At 70.6% G+C, this 18,229-nt stretch carries 15 protein-coding genes; 9 read left to right on the top strand and 6 right to left on the bottom strand.

The features are described 5' to 3' along the window. The first annotated feature begins 262 nt into the window (after nt 1-262). On the top strand, nt 263-1,225 hold the full coding sequence (locus tag ACFWIS_RS23905) for a helix-turn-helix domain-containing protein (protein WP_380459117.1): 963 nt from the start codon (nt 263-265) through the stop codon (nt 1,223-1,225). A gap of 92 nt (nt 1,226-1,317) precedes the next feature. Here the strand turns inward: ACFWIS_RS23905 and ACFWIS_RS23900 are convergent, their stop codons facing one another. From ACFWIS_RS23900 to ACFWIS_RS23885, 4 genes are all read right to left on the bottom strand, one after another. After that, complete coding sequence (locus ACFWIS_RS23900) at nt 1,318-2,154, bottom strand: histidine phosphatase family protein (RefSeq protein WP_380459120.1); 837 nt, start codon at nt 2,152-2,154, stop codon at nt 1,318-1,320. Nucleotides 2,155-2,354: 200 nt separating this feature from the next. Continuing rightward, a complete protein-coding gene (gene mctP / locus ACFWIS_RS23895; protein WP_380459123.1) occupies nt 2,355-3,965 on the bottom strand; it encodes a monocarboxylate uptake permease MctP in 1,611 nt (536 codons plus the stop codon). Beyond that, nucleotides 3,962-4,258 (bottom strand): DUF3311 domain-containing protein, encoded by a 297-nt coding sequence (locus tag ACFWIS_RS23890; RefSeq protein ID WP_380459125.1) that lies wholly within the window; start codon nt 4,256-4,258, stop codon nt 3,962-3,964. Before ACFWIS_RS23890 ends, mctP begins: the two co-directional genes overlap by 4 nt. A 317-nt stretch (nt 4,259-4,575) precedes the next feature. Next, nucleotides 4,576-5,367 carry a GntR family transcriptional regulator gene (locus ACFWIS_RS23885; protein WP_380459128.1) on the bottom strand — a complete coding sequence of 264 codons (792 nt, stop codon included), beginning with the start codon at nt 5,365-5,367 and terminating at the stop codon, nt 4,576-4,578. 338 nt (nt 5,368-5,705) lie between these two features. Between ACFWIS_RS23885 and ACFWIS_RS23880 the strand changes: the two genes are divergently transcribed. The 7 genes from ACFWIS_RS23880 (at nt 5,706) to ACFWIS_RS23850 (ending at nt 15,474) form a co-directional block, all read left to right on the top strand. Then, nucleotides 5,706-6,992, top strand: coding sequence for an extracellular solute-binding protein (locus tag ACFWIS_RS23880; protein ID WP_380459131.1), 1,287 nt, complete (start codon nt 5,706-5,708; stop codon nt 6,990-6,992). A 90-nt stretch (nt 6,993-7,082) separates the two neighbouring features. Continuing rightward, nucleotides 7,083-8,111, top strand: a complete 1,029-nt coding sequence (locus ACFWIS_RS23875) for a carbohydrate ABC transporter permease (protein ID WP_380459133.1) — start codon at nt 7,083-7,085, stop codon at nt 8,109-8,111. After that, nucleotides 8,108-8,935 (top strand): carbohydrate ABC transporter permease, encoded by an 828-nt coding sequence (locus ACFWIS_RS23870; protein WP_380459136.1) that lies wholly within the window; start codon nt 8,108-8,110, stop codon nt 8,933-8,935. The genes ACFWIS_RS23875 and ACFWIS_RS23870 overlap by 4 nt, the downstream gene beginning before the upstream one ends. Nucleotides 8,936-8,941: 6 nt before the next feature. After that, nucleotides 8,942-10,495, top strand: a complete 1,554-nt coding sequence (locus tag ACFWIS_RS23865) for a glycoside hydrolase family 3 protein (RefSeq protein ID WP_380459139.1) — start codon at nt 8,942-8,944, stop codon at nt 10,493-10,495. Between the two features lie 420 nt (nt 10,496-10,915). Continuing rightward, complete coding sequence (locus tag ACFWIS_RS23860; protein ID WP_380459141.1) at nt 10,916-12,229, top strand: extracellular solute-binding protein; 1,314 nt, start codon at nt 10,916-10,918, stop codon at nt 12,227-12,229. Nucleotides 12,230-12,455: 226 nt separating this feature from the next. Then, nucleotides 12,456-13,514, top strand: a complete 1,059-nt coding sequence (locus tag ACFWIS_RS23855) for an SIS domain-containing protein (protein ID WP_380459144.1) — start codon at nt 12,456-12,458, stop codon at nt 13,512-13,514. 439 nt (nt 13,515-13,953) lie between these two features. Continuing rightward, nucleotides 13,954-15,474, top strand: coding sequence for a sensor histidine kinase (locus ACFWIS_RS23850; protein WP_380459147.1), 1,521 nt, complete (start codon nt 13,954-13,956; stop codon nt 15,472-15,474). 569 nt (nt 15,475-16,043) lie between these two features. Here ACFWIS_RS23850 and ACFWIS_RS23845 read toward each other — a convergent pair. Together ACFWIS_RS23845 and ACFWIS_RS23840 are read right to left on the bottom strand one after the other, a co-directional pair. Continuing rightward, on the bottom strand, nt 16,044-16,295 hold the full coding sequence (locus ACFWIS_RS23845) for a WhiB family transcriptional regulator (protein ID WP_014138019.1): 252 nt from the start codon (nt 16,293-16,295) through the stop codon (nt 16,044-16,046). Between the two features lie 369 nt (nt 16,296-16,664). Then, nucleotides 16,665-17,636 (bottom strand): diacylglycerol/lipid kinase family protein, encoded by a 972-nt coding sequence (locus ACFWIS_RS23840; protein WP_380459149.1) that lies wholly within the window; start codon nt 17,634-17,636, stop codon nt 16,665-16,667. 50 nt (nt 17,637-17,686) lie between these two features. On the opposite strand from ACFWIS_RS23840, the gene ACFWIS_RS23835 reads away from it, so the two are divergent. Then, a complete protein-coding gene (locus tag ACFWIS_RS23835; protein ID WP_380459152.1) occupies nt 17,687-18,103 on the top strand; it encodes a hypothetical protein in 417 nt (138 codons plus the stop codon). The last annotated feature ends 126 nt before the right edge of the window (nt 18,104-18,229 follow it).

Below are 18,229 nucleotides of genomic sequence, written 5' to 3'. Positions count from 1 at the left end.
GGGTAGCCGCCGGCGCGGTGGTGGTTGTCGCGGCCGGCGGCGGGGCCGTGGGAGAGCTCGCGGCCGATGAGGGCGCCGAGCAGGCCGAAGCCGCCGACGGTGCCGGCCAGGGCGAGTGCGCTTGCGAGGGTGCCGGGTTCCATGGCCACCACTGTGGCCGGGGGGTGCCGGTGCCCACGAGTGGCAGGAACGCCGCGTTGCCTCGAAATCCTGCCAGCCGGGCCCTTCCCGGCACCCGGCCCGCCGGGGCATCCTGTTCGGCATGCTGAAGAACGTGGTCGCGGTGGTGCTGGAGGAGGTCCATCCGTTCGAGCTGGGGGTGGCCTGCGAGGTCTTCGGCCTGGACCGCACCGCCGACGGGCTGCCCGGGTACGACTTCGCGCTGGCCGGCGCCCACCCCGGGCCGCACGCGACCCACTCCGGCTTCTCGGTGGACGTCCCGTACGGCCCGGAGCGCCTCGCCGGGGCGGACCTCGTGGTGGTCACCGCCTCCGGGATCCGCGCGCGGTACCCGGAGCCGCTGCTGGCGGCGCTGCGCGAGGTGGTGGCGGACGGCGGCCGGGTGCTGTCCATCTGCAGCGGAGCCTTCGTGCTGGGCGCGGCCGGGCTGCTGGACGGCCGCCGGTCCACCACCCACTGGCGGCACAGCGACGAGCTGGCCGGGCGCTTCCCGGGGACGGTGGTGGAGCCGGACGTGCTGTACGTGGACGACGACCCGGTGATCACCTCGGCCGGCACCGCGGCCGGCATCGACGCCTGCCTGCACCTGGTGCGCAAGCTCCAAGGAGCCGAGGTGGCCCGGGGGATCGCCCGCCGGATGGTGGTGGCGCCGCACCGGGAGGGCGGGCAGGCGCAGTTCGTGAACCGTCCGCTGCCGGAGGGCGGCGGGGACTCGCTGGCCCCGCTGCTGGACTGGATGCGCCACCACCCGGACCAGGAGGCGACCGTCGAGCAACTGGCCGCCCGGGCCCACATGTCGCCGCGCACCTTCGCCCGGCGCTTCCAGCAGGAGACCGGCACCACCCCGCACCGCTGGCTGGTGGGGCAGCGGGTGCTGCTGGCCCAGCGGCTGCTGGAGTCCACCACCGAGTCGGTGGACGCGATCGCCGCCCGCTGCGGCTTCGGCAACGCGGCGGCGCTGAGGCACCACTTCGGCCGCCGGCTGGGCACCACGCCGCTGGCCTACCGGCGCTGCTTCGCCGACCCGGCTGTCGCCACCGCCTGACCGCTTGACCGCCTGACCGCATGACCGCTTGACTGGACGGCCGCCTGACCGGACGGCGGGCGGCCCGGCAGGATCGGCCGGACACGTCCTGGCTAGGCCCCCTCGACGCCCAGGTGCCCGACCCCGTTCCACCCGTCCGGCCGCAGCCGCCCGTCCTTGGCCCGCCACAGGCTGGTGGAACAGTTGTGCACCGGCCCGAGCGCGGTGAGCTGCTGTTCGTCGAGCCGGTCCAGCGCGTAGCGCAGCATCAGCACCGTGCAGTCGTGGGCGACCAGCAGGACGGGCCGTCCGGCGTCCTCCTCGCAGACGTCCCGCAGCAGGCTGCGCACCCGCAGGGCGACGTCGGCCCAGGACTCGCCGCCGGGCGGGCGGTAGTACAGCTCGCCCATCTTGCGCCGCCGGGCCGCCTCCTCCGGGTGCTTGGCCTCGATGGCGGCCTTGGGGAGCATCTCCAGGACGCCGAGTTCGCGGTCGCGCAGCCGTTCGTCGTACCGGACGGCGAGGGTGACGGGCACGGCGCCGAGCCCGGCGGCCTGGGCGAGCGCGATCCGGGCGGTCTCGGCGGTGCGCACGTACGGCGAGCACCAGACGCTGCGCGGGCGGTCGGCGGCGGGCAGGGCGGCCCACCAGCGGCCGAGCGCCTGGGCCTGCTGCCGGCCGCGCAGCGACAGCGGGATGTCGGCGTCGCGGCAGCTGATCGGGACGCTGAGCGCGCCGGCGGCCTCGGCCAGCTGGAACTCGACGTTGGCGGTGGACTCGCCGTGCCGGGTGGCGATCAGCACGGACGGCAGCCGGGTGGCCGACGCCGGGCGGTGGGCGGGGACGTGGTGGTGCACGCCCTGGCCGGACTGGTGCACGCCCTGGACGGGCTGGTGCGGGCTCTGGGTGGACTGGTGCTGGCCGTTGAGGGTGGTGCCGAGTTCTGCCATGGCCGCGAGCTCCCCGTGGGTCGATCAAGTTCGAGTCGATCAGGTTCGGGTCGATCAGGTTCGGGTCGATCGGGTTCCGGCCGGATGCCGGTCCGGTCTGGTGGTGCCCGGCGTGCACGCCTGTTCATACATATGATCGCGCCGCCTCCTCCAGTGTTCACGGAGAAGGCGGCGCGATCACAGGGCGCGCACAGTGCCAATCAGTGCGCCGCTACGGGCTCCGGCGCGTTCTTCAGCTCGTCGTCGCCGGCCTCGGCGCTGTAGTCGGAGGGCTTGGTCTCGTCCGGGAGGTCGGGGGCCTTGACCGCCCGCAGCACCAGGGTGAGCACCACCGCGACGATCAGGTTGAGCGCGAAGGCGGTCAGGCCGATGTAGCCGATCTCGCCGATGCCGGGGATCTCGGCCGCGTTGCCGCCGAAGTGCTTGGTGGCCGGGCTGGCCAGCCCGTAGGCCTTCCAGGTGCCGTAGACCATGCCGGCCGCCCAGCCGGCGAACAGCGCCCAGTGGTGGAACCAGCGGGTGAACAGGCCGCCGACGATCGCCACGAAGGTCTGCAGGATCCACAGGCCGCCCAGCAGCTGGAGGTTGATCGCGGCCTGCTTGTCCATGCCGAGCACGAAGACCAGCGCGCCGACCTTCACCAGCAGCGAGACCAGCTTGGCGATCCGGGTCTCGTCGGCGGGGGTGGCGGCGGGCTTGAGCCACTCCTTGTAGACGTTGCGGGTGAACAGGTTGGCCGCCGCGATGGACATGATGGCGGCCGGCACCAGGGCGCCGATCCCGATCGCCGCGAAGGCCACGCCGGTGAACCAGTCCGGGAACATGTTCGCGAACAGCTGCGGCACGGACAGCTGGGAGTTGTAGCCCTTGACGCCGCTGCCCACGCCCGCCGCGATCGCCATGAAGCCGAGCAGTGCCAGCAGGCCGAGCATCAGCGAGTAGGCGGGCATGATCGCCATGTTGCGGCGCACGGTGTTGCGGGACTTGGAGGCCAGCACGCCGGTCACCGAGTGGGGGTACATGAACAGCGCCATCGCCGAGCCGAGGCCGAGCGTGGCGTACGTCCACTGCTTGTTGTCCGGGAGGGTCAGTCCGCCGGCCTTGGCCTGCTTGAAGTGCTGGGCGGCCGCGTCGAAGATGTGCCCGTAGCCGCCCAGCCGGATCGGGATGTAGATCACCGCGACGATGATCACGATGTAGACCAGGGCGTCCTTGACGAAGGCGATCAGCGCCGGGGCGCGCAGGCCGGAGGAGTAGGTGTAGGCGGCCAGCACGCCGAAGGCGAGGAACAGCGGCAGGTCCTTGACGAACCAGTTGGCGTTCTCCCCGCCGCCCACGCCGAGCACGTCCAGCACCGCCTGGATGCCGACCAGTTGGAGGGCGATGTACGGCATGGTGGCCAGGATCCCGGTCAGTGCGATGACCAGGGACAGCGGCCGGGAGCCGTACCGGCCGCGGACGAAGTCGGCCGGGGTCACGTAGCCGTGCACCCGGGAGACCGACCAGAGCCGGGGCAGGAACAGGAAGACCAGCGGGTAGGCGATGATCGTGTACGGCACCGCGAAGAAGCCCGCCGCGCCGGTCGCGTAGACCGCCGCCGGGACGGCCACGAAGGTGTAAGCGGTGTAGAGGTCGCCACCGAGCAGGAACCAGGTCACCCAGGTCCCGAAGTTGCGCCCGCCCAGGCCCCACTCGTCCAGGTGGGCCGCGTCGTCCGCGCGGCGCCAGCGGGAGGCGAGGAAGCCCATCACGGTGACGAGCAGGAAGAACAGTACGAAGACCGCGAGGGCCGGCACGTTGACGTCCTTCATCGCGCACCGCCCGTCCGGGCCGCCTTGCGGGCCTTCTCGTCCCGGTTGATCAGCAGGTAGGCGGCGACCGTGAAGACGGCCGACACCGGCACCCAGAGCAGCTGGTACCAGTAGAAGAAGGGCATCCCGGACGCCGCCGGGCCGGTCTTGTCGTACGAGGAGACCCAGAGCATCGCGACGATCGGCACGAGCAGGGCGAGCCCGGCCAGCACCCGCTCGGGGGTCACGGCCGGGACGGGACTCCCGGCCGGCTCGGGCATGGCGGCTTCGCTGGGGGCTTGATCAGACGACATCGTGGGCTCCGCTCCGGAGGGTTCCCCGTCGGCGCCGCAGCTCCGGGGGCACCGCGTGCCCCCGTGAGCCCGCCGAGCAGCACCAGCGGTGATCGGCAGTCAGTACGGCTGCGCAATCTAGGGCATCGCGTGATCCATGTCACCGGGATTGACGCAACTTCCCGCCATCCGGACACGAAGGGCCGCGTGTGGCGGTGCGGGTGCGGGTGCGGGTGCGAGTGCGGGGAGGCGGGAACGCGAACGGGCACCGGCGCGCGGGGCGTGCGCGCCGGTGCCCGTGGTGAGCGGGGGCGCCCGGTGGTTCCGGGCGCTTCCGGTCACTCCGGACGCTTCAGCCGGGTGATGAACTTGTAGCGGTCGCCGCGGTAGATGGAGCGCACCCACTCGACCGGGTCGCCGTCCGCGTCGAAGGAGTGCCGGGAGAGCTGGAGCATCGGCAGGCCGAGGTCGGAGCCGAGCAGCCCGGCCTCGCGCGGGTTGGCGAGGGTGGTCTCGATGGTCTCCTCGGCCTCGGCCACGGTGACCCCGTAGACCTCGCGCAGCGCCGCGTACAGCGAGTTGTGCTTGGCGAGGTTGCGCCGCAGCGCGGGGAAGCGCTTGGCGGAGAGGTGGGCGACCTCGATGGCCATCGGGTCGCCGTTGGCCAGCCGCAGCCGTTCGATCCGCAGCACCCGGCCGCCGGGCTTGATGTCCAGCAGCGGGGCGAGCCGGTCGTCGGCGGTGATGTAGCCGATCTCGATCAGCCGGGAGGTGGGCTCCAGGCCCTGGGCGCGCATGTCCTCCGTGTAGGAGGTGAGTTGCAGGGCCTGGGCGACCTTGGGCTTGGCCACGAAGGTGCCCTTGCCCTGGATGCGCTCCAGCCGGCCCTCGACGACCAGTTCCTGCAGGGCCTGGCGGACGGTGGTGCGCGAGGTGTCGAACTGGGCGGCCAGCGCGCGCTCGGGCGGGACCGGGGTGCCCGCGGGCTGGGTCTCGGTGAGCTGGAGGAGGTGGCGCTTGAGGCCGTAGTACTTGGGGACGCGCGCGGTCGGGTCGGTGCCGGCCTGCGTCGGGAGGTTCTTCACCTCGGGGTCGTCGGCCTGGGCGGTGGATCCCCCGTCGCTGCTCATCGGACCTGTTCTCCCGCTTCTCGCGGGGCCTTCTACCGCCCCGCCACATCGTTAACGGACCACATCGTTGCATGTATGGCTACGGAACGAATACCTCATCACGCGATGAACGATGTGCGGTGTCGGCTTGATAACGGGTGGTCGAGATCGGTCGGACAGCCGTTGACAGTCCCATTGGTCTAGGCCAAGCTCCAGGCATCTGGTCTACACCACTAGGCCGGTAACGATGAATCCCCCCACCCGCTCGAAGGGGTCCGCGGCACCTTTTCCTCCCGCTTTGCGCGGGTCTGCCGCTGCCGCCCGACGGGGGTAACCCAGGCATCCCTCAGGAGGATGGCGTGAAGCGTCAGCTCATCGCGGCGGTCGGCGTCGCAGCAATGGTCGTCGGTCTCGCGGCTTGTGGCTCGGACGGCAAGAAGAGCGACGGCGGCTCGTCGTCGTCCTCCAACGCGGCCGACAAGTACAAGGGCAAGACGCTCAAGGTCTGGACGATGACCGGCTCGGCCCCCAAGGGCTGGACCGACGCGGTCAAGACCGAGTTCGAGACCACCTACCCGGGCTCCAAGGTCGACTTCCAGACCCAGGAGTGGACCGACATCGGCCCGAAGGTCACCGCCGCGCTGTCCGAGGGCTCGGTCGACGTCCTGGAGATCGGCAACACCCAGACCGCCGGCTACGCCTCCACCGGCGGCCTGCTGGACATCACCAAGGACAAGTCCGCGCTGGGCGGCGACGGTTGGGCCGCCAACCAGAACGAGGCCGCGATCCTGGACGGCAAGCAGTACGCCGCCCCGTGGTGGGTCTCCAACCGCGTGGTCGCCTACAACAAGGACCTCTGGAAGGCCGCCGGCCTGACCGACACGCCGAAGACCCTGGACGAGTTCTACGGCGACCTGGACAAGCTGAAGGCCACCCAGGGCGTCACCGACCCGATCTACCTGCCGGGCCAGGAGTGGTACACCTACTTCGGTCTGCTCACCGGTGAGGGTGGCAAGATCGCCAAGAAGGACGGCGACAAGTGGGTCGGCGGCCTGGAGTCCCCCGAGGCGAAGGCCGCGTTCCAGACCTACCAGAAGCTGCAGAGCTACTCGGCCACCGGTCCGAAGGACAAGGACGAGGCCACCCCGCAGCAGAAGGACGTCTTCGCCAAGGGCAACGTCGGCACCATGATCGCCCTCGGCTGGGAGCTCCCGGACGAGAAGGACCTGTCGAAGGACAAGATCGGCTTCTTCCCGATCCCGGGCAAGACCGCCGACAAGCCCTCCGGCGTGTTCCTCGGCGGCTCGAACCTCGCGATCGCCGCGCAGAGCAAGAACACCGACATGGCGAAGGACTTCCTGAAGATCGCCCTCAACGACAAGAACGAGGGCCTGGTCGCCGCGGCCGGCAACATCCCGAACAAGGCCGCGCTGAACAGCCAGCTCACCGGTGACTTCGCGAAGGCCGCCCAGACGGCCGCCGCGGTCGGCGGGATCACCCCGAACACCCCGAACTGGGCCAGTGTCGAGAACAAGCCGAACCCGATCAAGGACTTCCTGACCGCGGCCCTGCAGGGCGGCGACTACGCGGCCACCGCGAAGAAGTACGACGACGAGATCGCCAAGCGGCTCAACGAGAAGAACTAAGGGATTGAGCGGCGTCGCTCACCGGCCCCCGGCGGGGGGTCGGTGGGCGGCGCCTGTCCGTCGTGGCCGGGTTGTGAGGAAGTGAGAACGATGGCTGTGCATTCGGAGCGGGTGCAGACACAGTCCCCGGAGTCAGGGAAGGCTGTTGTGGCCGAGATTGACACCAGTGCCACCGGCGGCGGGGCCGAGGGCGCCGCGCCGAAGCGCACCAGATCCGCGGGCGGCCCCGGCCTGGGTGCCCGCCTCGCCCCGTACCTGCTGCTGCTGCCGGCCATCGTGGCGACCATCGTCCTGCTGGGCTGGCCGCTGCTGAAGACCGTCCTGCTGTCGTTCCAGAACCTCAACCGGCGCCAGCTGGTGATGCACCTGACCGAGTGGACGGGGTTCGACAACTACAAGGAGCAGCTGTCCGACCCGGAGTTCTGGTCGGTCACCGGTCGCACCGTCGCCTTCACCCTGATCAACGTGGTGCTGATCATGGTCGGCGGCACCCTGATCGGCCTGCTGCTCAACAACCTCGGCAAGAAGATGCGCCTGGCGCTGTCGATCGCGCTGCTGATGGCCTGGGCGATGCCCGTCGTCGCCGCGACCACCGTCTACACCTGGCTGTTCGACGAGCAGTGGGGCGTCGTCAACTGGTTCCTGGACAAGCTGGGTTGGCACTCGATGGCCGACTACAACTGGATGAGCGACGAGTACTCCACCTTCTTCGTCGTCATCCTGCTGATCGTCTGGATGTCGATCCCGTTCGTGGCGTTCAACATGTACGCCGGCCTGACCACCATCCCCAAGGAGCTCTACGAGGCCGCCCGGATGGACGGCGCCGGCTCCTCGAAGATCTTCAGCTCGGTGATCTTCCCCAACCTGAAGCCGTTCTTCCTGGCCACGACCTTCCTCGAGGTCATCTGGGTGTTCAAGTCCTTCACCCAGGTCTACGCGATCAACGGCGGCGGCCCCGAGAAGCTGACCCGCACCCTGCCCGTGCACGCCTTCCTGGAGGGCTCGGGCAGCCAGCACTACGGCGTCGGCGCCGCGATCGCGGTGCTCACCATCCTGATGCTGGGCGTGCTGATGGCGTACTACTTTCGCATCATGATCAAGCAGGAGGACGAGCTGTGAGGCGCTCTCTCTTCGGACGTACCTGGCCGAACGTGATCGCGGTCGTCCTCATCGTCTTCTTCATCTTCCCCGTCTACTGGATGATCGCGACCGCGTTCAAGCAGGACCGCGACATCATCAGCAAGACGCCGGTCTTCGTTCCCTTCGACGCGACGTTCGACCACTTCACCACCGCGGTGAACGCCCCGGACTTCTGGACGTACGTCACCAACAGCGTCACCGTCACCGTCGGCGCGGTGCTGATCTCGCTGGTGATCGCGACCCTGGCGGCCTTCGCCATCGCCCGGATGAAGTTCCGCGGCCGCAAGGCCTTCGTGCTGGTCATCATGCTGGCGCAGATGGCCCCCTGGGAGGTCATGACCATCGCGGTCTACATGATCTCGCGCGACAACGACATGCTGAACAGCCTGCTGCCGCTGACGTTCTTCTACATGATGATGGTCCTGCCCTTCACCATCTGGACGCTGCGCGGCTTCATCGCCGCGGTGCCGAAGGAGCTGGAGGAGTCGGCCATGGTGGACGGCTGCACCCGCACCCAGGCCTTCGTGAAGGTGATCTTCCCACTGCTGGCGCCCGGCCTGATGTCGACCTCGCTGTTCGGCTTCATCACGGCCTGGAACGAGTTCCCGCTCGTCCTGATCGTCAACAAGGAGGAGGGCAAGACCCTCCCGCTGTGGCTGTCCTCCTTCAAGACGGCCTTCGGCAACGACTGGGGCGCGACCATGGCGGCCTCCACGATGTTCGCCGTCCCCGTGCTGATCCTTTTCGTCTTCCTGCAGCGCAAGGCGGTCGGCGGTCTGACCGACGGCGCCGTGAAGGGCTGAGCCACCGTGAGCATCCTCGTTCCCACCGTCCCGGACAGCGACCAGCTCCACCGGGACGCCCTGACCGTCCTGCAGCCCGGCTTCGTCGGCACCGAGCCGCCCGCCTGGCTGCGCCGCCACCTGGCCGCCGGCCTAGGCTCGGTCGCGCTGTTCGACCGCAACGTGGTCGACCTCGACCAGCTCTCCGCCCTCACCGGCTCGCTGCGCGCGGAGAACCCGGACCTCCTGATCGCGATCGACGAGGAGAGCGGCGACGTCACCCGGCTGGAGGCCGGCTCCGGCTCCTCCTGGCCGGGCAACCTCGCCCTCGGTGCGATCGACGACCCGGCGCTGACCCGGGACGTCGCCCGCGAGCTGGGCCGGGCGCTGGCCGCGGCCGGCGTCAACTACAACTGGGCGCCCACCGCGGACGTCAACTCCAACCCGCGCAACCCGGTCATCGGCGTGCGCTCCTTCGGCGCCGACCCGGAGCTGTGCGCCCGGCACACCGCCGCCTGGGTGGAGGGCCTGCAGTCGGCCGGCGTGGCCGCCTGCTCCAAGCACTTCCCCGGCCACGGCGACACCGCGGTGGACTCGCACCACGGCATGCCGGTCATCGACGTCGACCTGGACGTGCTGCGCGCCCGCGACCTGGTGCCGTTCCAGGCCGCGATCGCGGCCGGCACCAAGGCCGTGATGACCGCCCACATCATGGTCCCGGCGCTGGACCCGAAGCTGCCGGCCACCCTGAGCCCCACCGTGCTGCGCGACCTGCTGCGGGCCGCCCCGGCCGACGGTGGTCTCGGCTACCAGGGGCTGATCGTCAGCGACGCGATCGAGATGGGCGCCATCGCCGACACCTTCGGCATGGGCGAGGGCACCGTGCTGGCGCTGGCGGCCGGCGCGGACGCGATCTGCGTCGGCGGCGGGCTGGCCGACGAGGAGACGGTGCTGATGCTGCGCGACGCCATCGTGGCAGGCGTGCGCTCCGGCCGGCTCACCGAGGAGCGGCTGGCGGACGCCGCCGACCGGGTGCGGGCGCTGGGCAGTTGGGGCCGGATCGCGGCCCAGGGCGAGCAGGCCGAGCCGGACCTCGCGGTGGGCCTGCGGGCCGCGCGCCGGGCGCTGAAGGTGGTCCGGGCGCCGGGCCGCGAGGTGCTGCCGGTGAGCGAGCGCCCGTACGTGGCCTCGTTCTCGGACGAGCCGAACATCGCGGTCGGCGACGTGACCCCGTGGGGCGTGGCCGGCATGCTGGCCGACCGCTTCCCGGGCACCCGCACCCGTGAGGTGTCGGCCGCCGAGGCCGCGCCGGAGCTGCTGGACGCCCTGGTCGCCGAGCTGGTGGCGGGCGCCGAGGGCCGCCGGCTGGTGCTGGTGGTCCGGGATGCCCACCGGCACGCCTGGATGGCCGCCGCACTGGCCCGTCTGGTGGCGGCCCGACCGGACGCCGCGGTGGTGGAGATGGGGCTGCCCCAGTCCGAGCCGGTCGGCGCGCTGTACGTCGCCACCCACGGCGCCGCCCGGGTCTGCGGGCTGGCGGCGGTGGAGGTGCTCACCGGGCAGCCGGGAGCGGTCAGCTGAGAGCGGAGAGACGCCACCGGCCGGTCCGGGAGGCGTCGGCCGACGGGCCCGTCATGCGCATGTCGCATGGCGGGCCCGTTCCGTTTCCCGGGTGTCGGCCCGGCCTTCCGCCGGATGACCGTGCTCCCTCAAGGGGGCCTTAAATCCACCTTAAGTCCCACTTAGGGTGATGGCCCGGCGACTGATCGCCACGCGGTACAACGGCTCTGCAACGGCCTTGGCAACATGGCCTGTTGGCCGTTGACACCACAGTTGGTCTAGGCCAGAGTCCATGCATCCGGTTCGAAATTGAACCTCACCGGATGTGGTATCGCGCCCCCTTCGAAGCTCTTCGCCGCCCCCGCCCGGACTCTCCCGCCGCGGGCGCCAATCACGCTGTCGGCGGGCACCACCGTTCTTGGACAACCCTCGGAGGATGGCGTGAAGAAGCGTCAGCTCGTTTCGGCGCTCGGAATCACCGCACTGGCGGTCGGACTGACGGCCTGTTCCTCGTCCGGCTCACCCTCGGGTGACGGCAAGAACGCCTCCTCGGACCCGAAGGGCGCCGGCGGCACCGTCACCGTCTGGCTGATGGACGACGCCCAGAAGAACTGGCCGGACCTCGTTCAGCGGGTCAACGACGAGTTCGCGGCGAAGTACCCGAACGTCAGCCTCAAGCTGGTGTACCAGGGTTGGGCCGACAAGGTCGGCAAGCTCGACAAGGCCCTCGCCGACGGCAGCGCCCCCGACGTGGTCGAGCTCGGCAACACCGAGACCATGAAGTACGTGCTCTCCGGCGCGCTCGCCCCGGTGGACCGCACCACCTTCGACAACTCCGACAGCTGGGTCAAGGCACTCGCCAACACCTGTACGTACCAGGACAAGCTGTGGTGCGTGCCGTACTACGCCGGCGCCCGGGTCGCCGTCTACAACTCCGCCTCCTTCCAACAGGCCACCGGCAGCGCGGAGTTCCCCAGGACCGAGACCGAACTGCTGACCGCGCTGGACAAGATCGCCGACAAGAACAAGTCGGACAGGACCTTCTCGCCGCTCTACCTGCCCGGCCCGTACTGGTACGCCGCGATGAGCTACGTGGCCGCGTACGGCGGCAGCATCGCCAAGTTCGACAGCTCCGGCAACTGGCACGGCACCCTGCACGACGCCAAGTCCCAGCAGGGCATCAGCCACTTCGCCGACCTGGTCCGCAAGTACAACAAGGGCGACCTGACGCAGAACGAGCAGAACCAGTTCGAGTCGATGGCGCGCGGGCACGCCGCGTCCTTCTACGGCAACGGCTACGAGGCCGCCAGCGTCACCGCGCCGGTCACCGGCGACCCGACCCTCAAGGACGCCGTCAAGGTCGCCACCATGCCCGGCCCGGACGGCAAGCCGCTGCCCACCTTCATCGGCGGTTCCGACCTCGCCGTCACCGCCAAGTCCCAGCAGGTCGCGCCGGCCACCGACTGGATCCGGATGTTCACCAGCACCAAGTCCGAACAGGCGCTGGCCGACAAGGACATCCTGCCGAACAACCTCACCCAGCTGAACCCGCTGAAGAACAAGCCCACCACCGCCGCCGCGGCCAACGCCGTCCCGGACGCCTGGTTCACCCCGCTGGCCCCCGGCTGGGGCGCGGTGGAGAAGCAGAAGATCATTCCCGACATGCTGACCGCGATCCTCAAGGGCAAGTCCGTGGACCAGGCCACCAAGGACGCCGACGCCGCGATCGACCAGCTGATCAACAACCCGTCCTGACGCCCGGTCCGCCCCGCCGCACCGCCTCCGTCGCACCCCCGTCACACCGCTTCCGCCCGTCTCCGGGCGGGGCGGGCCGGGAGCCGGCCGGGGGTGCCGCGCCAGGGGCGCGCTCGTAGGATTGCGCAGCAGGAACCGCAGCGAGTGTGCGGACTCGCCGCCGTAGAGGTCCCCGCCGGGCAACCCGCCCGGGCGGGGTCGACCCATCTCATCGGAGGCAACCCAGATGTCCGACCCGCAGACTGTTTCCGTCCCCGGCCGGATCATGGCGGCGGAGATGGCCGAGCAGCCGGCCGTCCTCCGGCGCATCCTCGACGAGGGGGCGCCGAAGATCCGCGAGATCGCGGCCGGGATCGCCGCCCGCAGCCCGCGCTTCGTCCTGCTGACCGCACGCGGCACGTCCGACAACGCGGCGCTCTACGCCAAGTACCTGATCGAGATCCTGCTCGGCAAGCCGGCCGGCCTGACCTCGATGTCCACCACCACCGCCTACGGCGCCAAGCCTGACCTCACCGACGTCCTGGTGATCACGGTCAGCCAGTCCGGCGGCTCGCCGGACCTGGTCGCCTCCACCAAGGCCGCCCGCGAGGCCGGGGCGATCACCCTCGCCGTCACCAACAACCCCGACTCCCCGCTCGCCGAGGTCTCCGAGTTCCACATCGACGTGCTGGCCGGCCCGGAGAAGGCGCTGCCGGCCACCAAGACCTACACCGCCGAGCTGCTCGCCCTCTACCTGCTGGTCGAGGGCCTGCGCGGCGGGGACGGCTCGGCCGCCAAGGAGCTGCCGGCCCTGGCCGCCGGGGTGCTGTCCCGCCAGGCCGAGGTGAGGGCGCTGGCCGAGCGCTACCGCTTCGCCCAGCGGCTGGTCATCACCTCGCGCGGCTACGGCTACCCGACCGCCCGCGAGGCGGCGCTCAAGCTGATGGAGACCACGTACATCCCGGCCACCCCGTTCTCCGGTGCCGACCTGCTGCACGGCCCGCTGGCCATGGTGGACAACGTCTCGCCGGTGATCGCGATCGTCCCGGAGGGCAAGGGCGGTGAGGCCCTCCAGCCGGTGCTGGACCGGCTGCGCGGCCGCGGCGCCGACCTCGTGGTGATCGGCCAGCAGGCCCAGGTGGACGCCGCCTCAGCGGGCTTCGCGCTGCCCGCCGGGGTGCCCGAGGAGGTCCAGCCGATCCTGGAGATCCTGCCGCTGCAGCAGCTGGCCTACGAGGTCACCATCGCCCGCGGCCAGGACCCGGACGCCCCACGCGCCCTCGCCAAGGTCACCGAGACGCGCTGATGACCCGCCCGCTCGGCGGGAACGGGTCCGGTCCCCTGTCCACAGGCTGTGGACAGGGGGCCGGACCGCTGAGCGGCGGAACGTGGCTTCGGGGGAGGGGAGGGCCGGAAGGGGCACGGCCCGGAAAGCACTACGGGCCACGGCGCCGACACGGGACCCTCAACCCATGCGGCACCGCAGCCCGGAGCTGTCGTCGGTCGCCGGTGTCGATCGAGAACTGTGCGGGGTCCTCGTTCGGCGGCGTCCGACCGAGGAGAAGCCGCGCGCGGTCAGGGCAGTTGCGCGGGGGCCTCTCCTTGGTGCCCTTCCATTGTGGACTAGACCAATCTGGGTTGTCCAGGCCGCCCGGCAGATTGGTCTAAACAACTCCGGACGGTCATCCATCGCCACCACACGGTCCGCCGAGCCGGCCGCCGACCGGCGGCGCTACCCTCGCCATGTGCCCTCGTTGAACGAACTCGTCCGCCGCCACACCACCCTGACCGGGGCCGACGTGGAATGGCTCCACATGCTGGTCTCGGAGTGGCAGCTGCTCTCCGACCTCTCCTTCGCCGACCTGGTGCTGTGGATCCCCACCTGGGACGGCATCCGCTACGTCTCGGTGGCCCAGATGCGGCCCAACACCGGGCCCACCTCCTACCAGGACGACATGGTCGGCCACCTCGTCCCGCGCGGGCGCCGCCCGCTGCTGGACGCAGCCTTCGACGAGGGGCGGATCGTGCGCGAGGGCGACCCGGAGTGGCGCGAGGAGGTCCCGGTCCGGGTCGAGTCGATCCCGGTCCGGCGCGAGGGCAAGGTGCTCGGGGTGATCGCCCGCAACACCAACCTGCTGACCGTGCGCACCCCCAGCCGGCTGGAGCTCACCTACCTGCAGAGCGCGTCCGACCTGGCCCAGATGATCGCGGCCGGCAGCTTCCCGTACCCCGGCGTCGAGCAGGCCGACATGGACGCCGCGCCCCGGGTCGGCGACGGCCTGATCCGGCTGGACGCGGACGGCATCGTCACCTACGCCAGCCCCAACGCGCTCTCCGCCTACCACCGGCTCGGCCTCACCACCGACCTGGTCGGCAGCCACCTGGGCCGGGCCACCGCCGAGCTCGTCCCGCCCTCCCGCGCGGCCGTGCACGAGGCGCTGGTGAAGCTGGCCAGCGGCTGGGCGCCGCGCCAGACCGAGGTCGAGGTCCAGGGGGGAGTGGTGACCCTGCGGGCGATCCCGCTCAAGCCCAAGGGCACGCTGACCGGTTCGCTGGTGCTCTGCCGGGACGTCACCGAGCTGCGCCGCCGCGACCGCGAACTGATGACCAAGGACGCCACCATCCGGGAGATCCACCACCGGGTGAAGAACAACCTGCAGACCGTCGCGGCCCTGCTGCGACTGCAGTCCCGCCGGATGGAGTCCGAGTCCGGCCGGGCCGCGCTGGACGAGGCGGTGCGCCGGGTCGGCTCGATCGCGATCGTGCACGAGACGCTCTCCCAGGCGTTGGACGAGCAGGTGGCCTTCGACGAGATCGCCGACCGGGTGCTGGCGATGGTGATGGAGCTGTCCCAGGACGGCCGGGTGGCGACCCGCCGCAGCGGCAGCTTCGGCATCCTCTCCGCCGAGGTGGCCACCCCGCTGTCGATGGTGCTGACCGAGCTGCTGCAGAACGCCCTGGAACACGCCTTCGGCCCGACGGCCTCCGGGAACCTGGAGGTGAGCGCGCTGCGCGGCCGGGCGCCGGCGACCGGCAAGGGCTGGTCGGACAGCTGGAACGGCGGTGCCCGGCCGGAGGAGTACCTGCTGATCACCGTGCAGGACGACGGCCGGGGCATGCCGGAGGGCTTCGACCCGAAGACGGCCGGCAACCTCGGGCTGCAGATCGTCCGGACGCTGGCCACCGGCGAGTTGGGTGGGACCTTCGACATGGTGGCCGGTCCGAACGGCGGTACCAAGGTGATCCTGGAGATCCCGGTCCGCTGAGTTCTTGGCGCACTGGGTTGCGTGACAGGGGCGTGCGTCTGGCGGAAGCGCCGGGTGGACGCCCCGTGCGCCGGGGTGCGGAAACGTCGGCGCGCGGAAGGCCGGCGCGCGGAACGTCGGCGGGCGGAAGGCCGGCGCGCGGAACGTCGGCGGCGGAAGGCCGGCGTGCGGAACGTCCCGGGGAGCGGAACGTCGGGGTGCACGTCGGCGCGCGGAACGTCCGGGCGCGGAAACAGAAACGAGGCCCTGTCGACCGGGGGGGGTGGGTCGACAGGGCCTCTCAACCCGTTCCGGCCGTCGGGGGGAGTCGGCCGGAACGGGGGCTCTGGGTGGTGCGACACCTCGCATGTGCGTTGCACACGGTGAGCGCCATAGCTCCACAGTATTGCTCTAAGTGAACAGTATCAAGTGGCTGGACGGTCCGGTGTCGCGGGACCTCGCTGAGCAAGGCCCTTGGTGCGGAAGGCTTCACCAGGAGGTGCAGGGAAGCCTTTGATCATGTGTTGATCGGTTGTGGAGCGGTCCTGCGGTTACTGCTGGTACTACGGCGTGTGACCGGATGCTGCTGATCAGGCGGTGCGGGCGCGGTTGCGGGCGGCACGGCGCTTCATCGCGCGACGCTCGTCCTCGCTCATGCCGCCCCAGACGCCGGCGTCCTGGCCGGTTTCGAGAGCCCACTGGAGGCACTGCTCCATCACCGGACAGCGGCGGCACACGGCCTTGGCTTCCTCGATCTGCAGCAGAGCAGGACCGGTGTTCCCGATCGGGAAGAACAGCTCGGGGTCCTCTTCGCGGCAGACAGCGCGGTGGCGCCAGTCCATGGTCGTCCAACTCCTCCTGCCGCGGGGGGTGGCCCGATCGGCATAATCGAATGGCTTGTGAATGTGAACGCTTTCACGAATCCCACAACAACAAAAGAGACCAAAGGCCTACCGGGCCCGGGTGGTCTGTGCTGGGGGGGATTCGGCGATTCGAGGGACACCCCGCGGTCGGTGCTCCTGCGGTTCCGGAGTCGCCGTCGCTGCGATGTGTCCCGATCGCCATGTAGAGGTTCGCAAACCTCGGGCTCGGATACAACCCCCTTCGGGGAGGAATTTTTGATTCTTCGGTGTCGCCTAGCTCACAGCCAGTACTTCTATGGAGTGAAGGGGGCTTGTGCGTTCGAGAAGAAGGGCGAAGCCCACTTCCGGTCACACAATCACACGCAGTGCCCGCCGAACGCCTGTGAAACTGACGCGACTCCGGTCTCCAAGATGGTCCCCGTCCACCTGGAACGGGGCGGGTTCCTGGGAAACCAAGGTGAAGTGTCTGACGTCGTGATAGGAGACGACGTGCTTCCCGGACGGCCCGGACGGCGGGGCGCCGTCGCTCGAAGGCGCGTACGACCGCAGGATCTGACGGATCGTTCGAGCGGTACCGAACGCCGTCATACGGGTGATCCCGAAGACGTCCAGATCCGTGTCGAAGGAGGCGAGCGGTGAGGGGTAGACCGGACGGTTGCCGAGGAACGTCCACGGCGAGGTGTTGCTGACTATCGTCAACGCCAGGCCCGGAACGGCCTCGTGGCCCGGAATCTCCAGGGCCACCGGGCCCGATCGGCGTTGCTCACGCTGGGTGAGGTAGTGCCGGACGGCCTGCCCGACGTACAGGGCGTGGGTGGACCTGCGCCCGGCCCGTCGCTGCTCCTCGACCCGGCCGACCACCCCGGCGTCGAAGCCGAGGCCGGCGGTGAAGGTGAACCAGCGGTCCGGCAGCCCGTCGGTCATCGCCTTGCCCAGTCCGATCGGCCGCTCGCGCCCCTGCTCCAGCGCGTTCAGCAGGGCGCCGGTGGCCTCCACCGGGTCGTTCGGCAGGCCCAGCGCGCGGGCGAAGACATTGGTCGAACCGCCCGGCACCACGGCCAGTCGCGGGACCTTCTCGCCCGGGCCCTGTGTCAGCAGCCCGTTCACCACCTCGTTGACGGTGCCGTCCCCGCCGAGCGCCACCACCAGGTCGACCGTGCCGTCCTGCGCCGCGTCCCGGGCCAGGTCGCGCGCGTGGCCCCGGTACTGCGTCTCGGCGACGTCCAGCTTGAGGTCACTGCGCAGGGCGTGGATCAGTACGTCCCTGGTCCGGCCACTGGTGGTGGTGGCCTTGTGGTTCACGACCAGGAGAGCGCGCATGGGGAAAGCCTACGGGGCGGTACGGACCGACCGGCGGCTACCCTGCTGGAGTGACCGCAGAAACCTCCGCCCCCGCACCCGCCCGCCCGGTCCCGCTCACCCTGGGCGCCGCCATCACCGCTCTGGAGGGCGCCGCGCTGGCCGTCGTCGGCGTCTCGGACATGGTGTCCGCGCTGTCCGGCCAGGCCAAGCAGCTGGCCCTGAACGAGTTCGGCGGCCTGGTCATCGTGCTGCTCGGGGTGCTGCCGATACTGGCCGCCCGCGCGCTGCTCAAGGAGCGCCGCTGGGGCCGCAGCCCGGCCGTGCTGACCAACTCGATCTGCCTGCCGGTCGCTTACTACATGGTCCAGAGCGGCGGCGCGATGGTCGCCGTCGGCGTGCTGGTCGGCCTGCTCGGCCTGGTGGGCATCGGCTCGCTGCTGAACCCGAGGACGACGGCGGCCCTGTACGCCCCGCAGGAGGGCTGAGCGCCCCGCAGAACCGCCCCGAACGAGACGGACGGCCGCCGCACCGCCGTGCGGCGGCGGGCGGCCGTGGCGCTGCAGCTACTCCTGCCCGAGGAGCATCTACCGTAGCGGGGCCAGGGTGCGGGC

This window comes from Kitasatospora sp. NPDC127060, assembly GCF_042724935.1.
Classification (GTDB): domain Bacteria; phylum Actinomycetota; class Actinomycetes; order Streptomycetales; family Streptomycetaceae; genus Kitasatospora.
This window is presented reverse-complemented; position numbering and strand designations above follow the sequence as displayed.